This window comes from Arsenophonus nasoniae, from assembly GCF_004768525.1.
Taxonomy (GTDB): Bacteria; Pseudomonadota; Gammaproteobacteria; order Enterobacterales; family Enterobacteriaceae; genus Arsenophonus; species Arsenophonus nasoniae.
Map to the genome: position 1 here is coordinate 1 of NZ_CP038628.1, position 8,312 is coordinate 8,312.

The window sequence follows — 8,312 nt, forward strand, 5'->3', positions numbered from 1 at the left end:
ATATTAACTATACACGCACCTAGTCTACATACATATAACTGTACAACTAGACTTATAAGTCTAGTTGTACAGTTATATGTATGTAGACTAGGTGCGTGTATAGTCATGTGATTTAGTCTGTGTACAGTTAAAATACCTGAGGTGATTTAATTGTTAGTCTATATGTACAGTTAAGGCATTTGATTTATATCTAAAAGTAATTTATAATTTAGTCTATGTACTGTTAATTAATTAGTAAAACACCATGACAAAAGTAAGAGACAAAACAAAAAAGGTAATTGAGAAGGCTGAAATATATAAAAAATCAATAACGTCTGAAATTGATAGTAAAAAAGTCAGGCAAAGTGTCTATGATATTTACGCTAACTATGTGAAAAGAGATTTTGGATTAAAAGAAAATACCGCTTTAATTGAGGGGAAAAAAATAAAGACATGGTATTTTTTGCCTGATAGCGAGTATTCAAGCGGTGAACTTTCAGCCAGCCGAATAGCTTCACTCCTCATTAAATACCGCAGGGCTTTAAAATCACTTGGGGCAATCAATAAAAAATTCATTCCTTCCCTCAATGCAGCAAAAAAGGCATTGATTAAAGCCGGAGTGGAGCAAAGTATTATTTATGGACTAAAACCCTCGCTAAAAATCAAGACACTTGAAGAACGCATCGCCTTACTCAAAAGAAAATATCCACGCGGATCAGCTTCAGGTAAGGGCGAGATGGTGAGACAGGCGTTAACCAGTATAAAAATGTATCATCCTAGTTATTATCGGCTGGCTGGAGCGGTTTCCTATGTAAAATCGATTACTAATGAGCAGCAAAAAATCAGGCTGAAAGCAAGACATGATGAGAAAATTAAAATTAATCCGCATTTTCTTTTAAATAAAGCTAAATTTATTCTAGATAATCCTAATTCAACATGGGTGCAATTAACGGTTGCACTTTGTGCCGTTACAGGCCGAAGACCGACCGAAATCATGAAAACCGCAAAATTTCGCGTTGATGATAAAACCCCTGATAATTACATCCGTTTTAGTGGAATATTAAAATCACGTGACAGAAAATTTGAGGAAGATTTTGGGGAATGGAATATCCCTATATTTCATGATGTAAATAAAATAATCAAAGCACTAAGACGATTACGATTTGAACTAAAAAAACAAGAGAAAAAATCCCATGAATCCGGAGGAAAAGGTAACTATTGGACAGGCGGTTACTTGCACTATATCAATCAAGAGGGCAAGAACATCGTTGCCAGCATATTTGACCCTAAATACACGAATGATGTTGATCATAACATGGCTATTAACCAACAATATAACGGAGTACTCAATAACGAACTTAGAAAATGGTTTGAATCCGGTGATATCGAAATAAAATCGCTCAGAGCAATTTATACAAAAATGGTATGGGAGCGTGAAAAAGACACCAGTTCTGAAACTTATGACAGTATGACAACAAGAATATTATGTTACTCAAAAGACAGCATCTCAGAAGCCGTCAAGCATTATGCAGCCATTGAACTATCAGAAAAAACAGAAAAAATTGAAACCACTACCGGAACAGTAAAAAACTATATTCCTAGTGAAGAACTCATGGCTAAATTAGAAAAAGCTAACGCTATTATTGAGCAGCGATCAGCCAGAGCCCCTACCCTAAAAACAATCCATGAATGGGCTAAAAATAAAGCTAACTTAGGTTTAACACTAAATGAACTGACCCCAACTTATATTAGACGATATTGTAGAGTGGGCGGCAAAACTATTAATGCTAATACCGCCAAGCTATATCTAAATGTCATTGATAACATCTAACACTTGTTAGCAAATGTTAAGGTTGAAAAAAGAATTTAAGTATATTTGAAGGTTTTATTGGGGTCACTACGCGAGGAAAAAATTATAGGCAAGACTGAGAATAGAACCTTATAAAACCTAATCTTCATGTAGAGTTTTGCTAAGTTCTGAATATTTGGTACGCAGTGAGGTTCGCAGGGTTGGTACGCAGTTAGAAATGCGTACTTGATATTCACCTCAATACAAAAACTCAATCTTAGCCACTCTGAGCGATTATTAGCTGTAATTAATCCGATTGCATGACTGAAAGAACAAAAATGCCGTACAGAGTGTTCTAGGGCGCTTAAATTTGATTCCTAATGCCAACATGAAAGGGAAAAATAAAAATGCGCTGCAAATAACGACAGCGCATTGAATACAGTAATTTTATGAATGTACGTTAAGAATAAAAAAATTACCTTAACGATAAAATTTTACGCAATTGTGATAAATTGTTAAATACCCCATTGTTAGGTAAAACAAGGCATTAACCTTAATGACTAAAAAATTTACCCCAACCCCGCATGACGCTGTATTCAAGCAGTTTTTAAGTGAGAAAGAGACAGCAAAAGATTTCTTTGATATTTGGTTACCCGATGAGATTAAAGCGCTGTGTGACTTGGATTCGCTTAAGATGGAATCTGGCTCATTTATCGATAGCGAGATGAAAAATTACCAGAGTGATATTCTCTATTCAGTCAGTACAACGAAGGGAAGTGGATATATCTATGTTCTCATAGAGCACCAATCCACGCCTGATAAACTCATTGCATGGCGACTTATGCGCTATAGCCTTGCTGCCATGCAGAAACATCTAGAGGACGGAAACAAGCAATTACCGTTGGTATTCCCTATTCTGTTTTATTGCGGTGAACAAAGCCCTCATCCCTATAGCACTCATTGGCTTGATTGCTTTGAAGACAGAAAGCTGGCAGAAAGCATCTATAACAATCCCTTTAAATTAGCTGATGTCACCACGCTTGACGATGGCGAAATCATGCAACACAAGCGAATAGCGTTGCTTGAGTTACTCCAAAAACACATTCGAAGACGGGATATGACCGAGCTACTCGATAGCATTGTTAAACTGTTGTCGTATAATTATTATACTGATAATCAAGTCATCACGATGTTTAACTATCTAATCCAAGAAGGGAATGCACAAAGGCCAATGGAATTTATCACCAACATAGCCAAACAAGCAGAAAAACACGAAGGAGCACTTATGACTATTGCTCAACAAATTGAAGAGATTGGAATACAAAAAGGCATTCAACAAGGTATACAAAAAACTAAGATTGAGTTAGCTAAACAGTTTTTAGCTAATGGAGTAGATCGTAATACGGTAAAAATTTCTACTGGTTTATCTGATGAAGAATTAAATAAATTTGAAAACCAAAGTTAACTGCTAAAAACATATTGCTTATAAGTTTAAAAATTAGCTATGCTTAAAGAGCACTAGAAAAATCTAGTGTTGGGTTTGGAATCCCTAGTACACAAGCGGACATATGCCGCTATAAGCGGTTTTTTTATGTTCGTTAAAAGCCTAAGTTACGTCCGCATTATGGCAGGGCGTAGCGGGGGAGCTGTAAGGCTCGCTGGTTTCTTGTGTACCAGTATTCCAACTCTGTTACGTCTTGCCACCTCGTTTGGAATCGAGAGGCAAGTTCTTATGAACTTACACAAGAGGCCTTAACTATGGCTATTACCAAACCTTGCTCCAAATTCATTGATACCTACTGGATCATCCCTAGAAACTCCAATACACCTTCTAGCAAAGTCTCATTCACTCGTAATGACCGTCGTATATTTAACGTGCTATTCAAGGATGATCGGCTTATCTGGGCTGGACGTAAGCCTGTGATGGAGGGCTTAGCATGAGAACCTTCGATTTAACTAACGTTACTGAATTACATGACGTGTTTCCAGAACTAACGCCAGCCCAGTTTGAAACCGCAATATTGTTCTGTCTTGGACTATCTCAAGGGGAAATCGCTCACCTACGTTCTGTTAGCTATCCAGCAATCAATCAAACACTGGAAGACATCAAAGTTAAATTAAATTTTTATTCACTCAATAACTTACTAGCTATGTTTCAGGTACGTTTGTTTATTTTTGTACTGGAAAAATGCAAGGTTGAGTATCGAAAAGATTAACCAGTAAATCATTTAAAAGGCTCAATATTCTTTGAGCCTTAACACATTTCAAAAATGATATCTATCTGAATAATTCAGAGTACAAAGAATACATTTCCTGATTAGTATCAATCACTCAAGACATCATAATGCAAATTTAAAATTATAAAATTTCCTCCACTTCATGCTAGCACCAGGGAAAACTTCAAACCAGCTTATCAATGGCTGGTTTTTTTATGCAAATTAACCAATAAAAATAGTGGCTTTTAGGAACCTTTTCTAAAGCTGGATGGGTGGGGGAGTCAAATATGACAACCCTCTATCTGGCTGGGACCGCGCGTCAATCGAATTTTTATGCGCGGTAATTTTTTGAAAATAAGTAAAATAAGTCTATAAATCACTAAATAGAAAAAACGCAACATAAGCCATTTTAAGGCTATCAAATTCAAAAACGCTACCCTAGTACCTATTTTTGAAAATAATAGCTTAGAATTGATTACAGGGCGTTTTATGGGGTGTTTTTGAGGTCATCTCTGCCAAACTTTCCAATCTGATAGAAAAATAGAAAAATTAAAGTAAAAAATACAAATCAAAACCAACTTCAAGATCAACACCTTGGGGCGTTGCCCCAAACCCCACTCTCGCCGCCGAGCGCTCGAGGGTCAGGCACGCAGTCGCAAGCGACAGCTACCTAACCCCCTCACTATAGGCTAGGGTCACTCCGCAGCCATCAAGGGCTTTCGCGGCATATCCTCAGTCGCTTCGCTCCCTCCGGTATTCCACGTTCCCTTGACCGCTGCTCTGTTCCCTTCTACATCATTTTTTATGTTTGTAATTTTGTAATGCTATTTGTAATGCTATTTGTAATGCTATTTTTTATTTTATTTCAATAAGTTAATTAATTGTAATTACAACATTACATTATTTTTAGATCTATATACACGAGGAGTTTTTTTTTGTTTGTTTTTTGTTCTTTTTTATTTTTATTTTTTTTCTCATGTATATATGTTTTTTTTTTGTAATTTTGTAATTAACTTTTTATAAGACTATGATTTTTTTAAAAAAATAGCATTACAAATAGCATTACAAATAGCATTACAAATGGCATTACATATGTATAAAAAAAGGTAGCAACACTAAAAATCATGTTGCTACCTTTTTTGTTTTTCATTACTTATTGGTTTATTAAGTCTCTTAAAATAAATATTACTCTTCGAGCTTGTCCTTCAATAAAAATTGGTTTCCTTACAGCTTCACCCACTCTAGAACTATGTTGCTTCCAATTTTGAAAAGGTGTACCAGCTAATGCCTTACTCATTTCCTCACTGCTATTAGCAATATACAAGCCTTCTCCCACGCAACCATATAGAGATACTGTCCCTTCTTGATAGATTATGCCTAATCTTCTTAAAGCTCGCTCAATCTCCAATTGTCCTTGACGTGCAGCCTTTTCCATTTGTTCCTTTGCTACTTTTCCGGTTCCTGAATGCTCGTAGCCAACAATCCTAGCCAGTTCCTCGATGTTTTTGGTTCTTAACATCTCATAGCCTTCACCTACAGTGACACGGCTACGGCTATCTCTGAATACGAGCATAACAGCACACATTTTCACCCAACACTCATCCCAGCCAGTAGCTTTTGTGTCCCTGTTTTCCTCTACAACCTCAGTTAATTTGAGATTGGAGACATAACTTTTAGCTGTTTCAATATCTACAGGCTCTGATTCGATGAAAGTGGCGTAACCAGCTAGAAGCGTGCCGTACTGCTTACCATCTCTAGCAGAACCTAATATATCTCCAGCAGCCTCAACAAACACTTTGATATTATTTTCCAGCGTTGATAAACGTGATATCATAAGGTTGTTTAGAAGGGTGCTGAATCCAGCTTTTTCCAATTCTAAAAAAGATTTTTTAATGAATTGAAAATCAGCTTTTGATTCTGTGGTTTGTGGCTTCTTGACTATTTCCAATATTGAAATTCTGCTTTGGTCAGCCAGTTCTTTGATGTAGGGATTGATAGAAGCAAAACAGAACATGCACCTGATACGGTAAGAATGAGCTTCACCGCTTACCGTTCCTTTAATTGCTGTAGCTTCATCATCACTTGAGGCATTTCTTGCAAGTGTTAGGAGTGAGTCAAGCCTCAAGCGATCTTTAGTCGTATTAGGTTCTGATTCATCTACCACCGCTGGAATGGCGTTATGTTTGAGACGCTGCCTTAATCCTGCCTCGGTGGTGCTACCTTTTGCGCTAATATAGTTTTTAGCTCCCAATGCAATTCTAACCGCTTCGAGTACCGTGTCTGATTTCCCAGCTCCATGCTCACCAGTTACCCAAATGTGAGGTCTCCAGTCGAGCAATCCACAAAATAGAGCTAATACAAGCCAGCCCAAGAATAATTGACTATGAGCTTCATCCTTCCAATAAATCCGATTTATAGCAGCAAGGAATAAAGCTATTTGCTCATCTGTAGCGCATTCATTTGAATATTTTTCTTTAGCTGTTGCTCGTTGATAAACCCCTCTAAGTGAGGGATCTAGCATTGAGATGATTTTTCTGTTAACCAAGTCTTCAAGAGCGTTACCTCGATGATGTATAATCCTATTTCCGTCCTTCCAAAAACCTAAGCCTCGTACAGCTTCACAGGAATAAACGCCAGCCTTAGCACATCTCCGCATAATGTCATCTGCTGCCTGAATCCAATCAGGAGCTTTCTTTGCATCTCCATTATCGTTGTATTGAGGGTAATTCTTTCTCCACCATGACAATGGAGCTAGTTGTAGTAAGTTAGATTCTTTCAAATCTCTAGCTTTGAATGGTAATACTTGAAGTTGCTCTTTAGATATGAGGTAGTAAACACCTGAATCATAGCCTAGCTCCCTGAAAGGTTTCTCTTTTGATTTTTCTTTATTTTTTCTTGGTTTTGATTTCTCTTTTTCCAATTCAATAATGTTAGATGTGTTATCTAATGTAGCTCGGTTTTCTTCGATTGATTCTATAACTTCTGATTGTGTAGAGAGATCCATCTCTTACGCCTCCACTTTTTGGAAGTATTGGCATATTTCAGCAGTCGGATACATGACTCTGCTTCGTCCATTGTGTTGCATCAACACGCCTTGAGGGAAAGTGGGATCAAATCTTTTTGCGTAATAGAACAATGCTTTTGATTTTCCTGAAAGTGTAATAGCCACATCAGTAGTGATCATTGAAGGAAGGGTAAATTGAGGGGTGTCTTTATTGATAGATTTCATTGAAATCACCTTATTTTCAGTGACTTCTAGGAATCGAACAGACAGTTGAATAAAACACGATAAACTTACAAAATATGATTATAATAGTCATCTATAGTCATCTATAGTCATCTATAGAGCTATAAAATCTTGATCAAAGTTCGTAAATTACGTATTCTAGACTACAGGTTTGCCACAACCTAGAAGTCAAATTTATTTAATCCCCGTTTTCCAACGGGTGCAATAGAACCACTTGTTACACGTTATCTGTCGCCAAACATCAAACGTGTTTAAGTGGTTTTTTTGTGCTCGTAATACGTTTAGCACATTATTAATACTACAGTAAAAATAATGGAAATTACACCATCAAAAACGTACAGATAAACATATTTAACTTATGAGATAATTGATACTTAAGCATGAAGACAAGTGAGAAAACATGAGAACAAGAAATAGATTTAACTTGCTTAGGTAAACTTAAGTTTTGTTAATGAATTCTGGCGTATTTTGATAAAAAAGTTGTTTTATAAATTTAAATTCCATCTATGTAGTGAATTCCTAAGTTTCGATTTATTAATAAATTTTACATTTAAATTTTTAAATTTAACTAAATAAAAATAAAATGACTTTATATAATAAATTTTTAAAATATCTTTATTATATACACTTATAATATCCATAAAATAATGTACAGTTAACAAAAACCGGTTTTACAATAAATTTTAAGTTATTGATATTATTATTTTTATTTTTGTAAACCTCAAATGACAAATATGTCTGTTTTTGATGGTTAATAGCCATATTTAAATTTTCACCTCTACCTAAAAACTTCAATTTCCCTCCCATTAATGCCATTAAATGGCTACCAAATCCTTTTTCATCACTTATTTTTTAAATATAAAAACTCATGAAGTAAATAAATAAAATAAATACACTTAAGTAAAATTTAAAATTATAAACAAATAAAAATAATACTAACTGTACACATAGACTAATAATTAAAAATAAGCGCGCATGTAAATAAAATATTAACTATACACGCACCTAGTCTACATACATATAACTGTACAACTAGACTTATAAGTCTAGTTGTACAGTTATATGTATGTAGCCTAGGTAC

At 35.5% G+C, this 8,312-nt stretch carries 5 protein-coding genes; 3 read left to right on the plus strand and 2 right to left on the minus strand.

The window, feature by feature from the left end; genetic code table 11:
- The first annotated feature begins 244 nt into the window (after window positions 1-244).
- From ArsFIN_RS26050 to ArsFIN_RS26060, 3 genes are all read left to right on the plus strand, one after another.
- Window positions 245-1,810 carry a protelomerase family protein gene (locus tag ArsFIN_RS26050; RefSeq protein ID WP_026824072.1) on the plus strand — a complete coding sequence of 522 codons (1,566 nt, stop codon included), beginning with the start codon at window positions 245-247 and terminating at the stop codon, window positions 1,808-1,810.
- Between the two features lie 514 nt (window positions 1,811-2,324).
- A complete protein-coding gene (locus ArsFIN_RS26055) occupies window positions 2,325-3,233 on the plus strand; it encodes an Rpn family recombination-promoting nuclease/putative transposase (protein WP_135679369.1) in 909 nt (302 codons plus the stop codon).
- A 472-nt stretch (window positions 3,234-3,705) separates the two neighbouring features.
- The gene (locus tag ArsFIN_RS26060; RefSeq protein WP_026824102.1) at window positions 3,706-3,984 is read left to right on the plus strand and encodes a helix-turn-helix transcriptional regulator; all 279 of its coding nucleotides are present in this window, start codon (window positions 3,706-3,708) and stop codon (window positions 3,982-3,984) included.
- 1,153 nt (window positions 3,985-5,137) lie between these two features.
- Here the strand turns inward: ArsFIN_RS26060 and ArsFIN_RS26065 are convergent.
- Together ArsFIN_RS26065 and ArsFIN_RS26070 are read right to left on the minus strand one after the other, a co-directional pair.
- The gene (locus tag ArsFIN_RS26065; RefSeq protein WP_135679371.1) at window positions 5,138-6,988 is read right to left on the minus strand and encodes a hypothetical protein; all 1,851 of its coding nucleotides are present in this window, start codon (window positions 6,986-6,988) and stop codon (window positions 5,138-5,140) included.
- Window positions 6,989-6,991: 3 nt separating this feature from the next.
- Window positions 6,992-7,213, minus strand: a complete 222-nt coding sequence (locus ArsFIN_RS26070) for a hypothetical protein (protein WP_026824027.1) — start codon at window positions 7,211-7,213, stop codon at window positions 6,992-6,994.
- Window positions 7,214-8,312: the final 1,099 nt, after the last annotated feature.

What these genes read in the sequence shown, in the direction of transcription:
- ArsFIN_RS26065 (WP_135679371.1), bottom strand. Translation starts at nt 6,988, where the DNA reads ATGGATCTCTCTACACAATCAGAAGTTATAGAATCAATCGAAGAAAAC.
- ArsFIN_RS26070 (WP_026824027.1), bottom strand. Translation starts at nt 7,213, where the DNA reads ATGAAATCTATCAATAAAGACACCCCTCAATTTACCCTTCCTTCAATG.
- ArsFIN_RS26060 (WP_026824102.1), top strand. Translation starts at nt 3,706, where the DNA reads ATGAGAACCTTCGATTTAACTAACGTTACTGAATTACATGACGTGTTT.
- ArsFIN_RS26050 (WP_026824072.1), top strand. Translation starts at nt 245, where the DNA reads ATGACAAAAGTAAGAGACAAAACAAAAAAGGTAATTGAGAAGGCTGAA.
- ArsFIN_RS26055 (WP_135679369.1), top strand. Translation starts at nt 2,325, where the DNA reads ATGACTAAAAAATTTACCCCAACCCCGCATGACGCTGTATTCAAGCAG.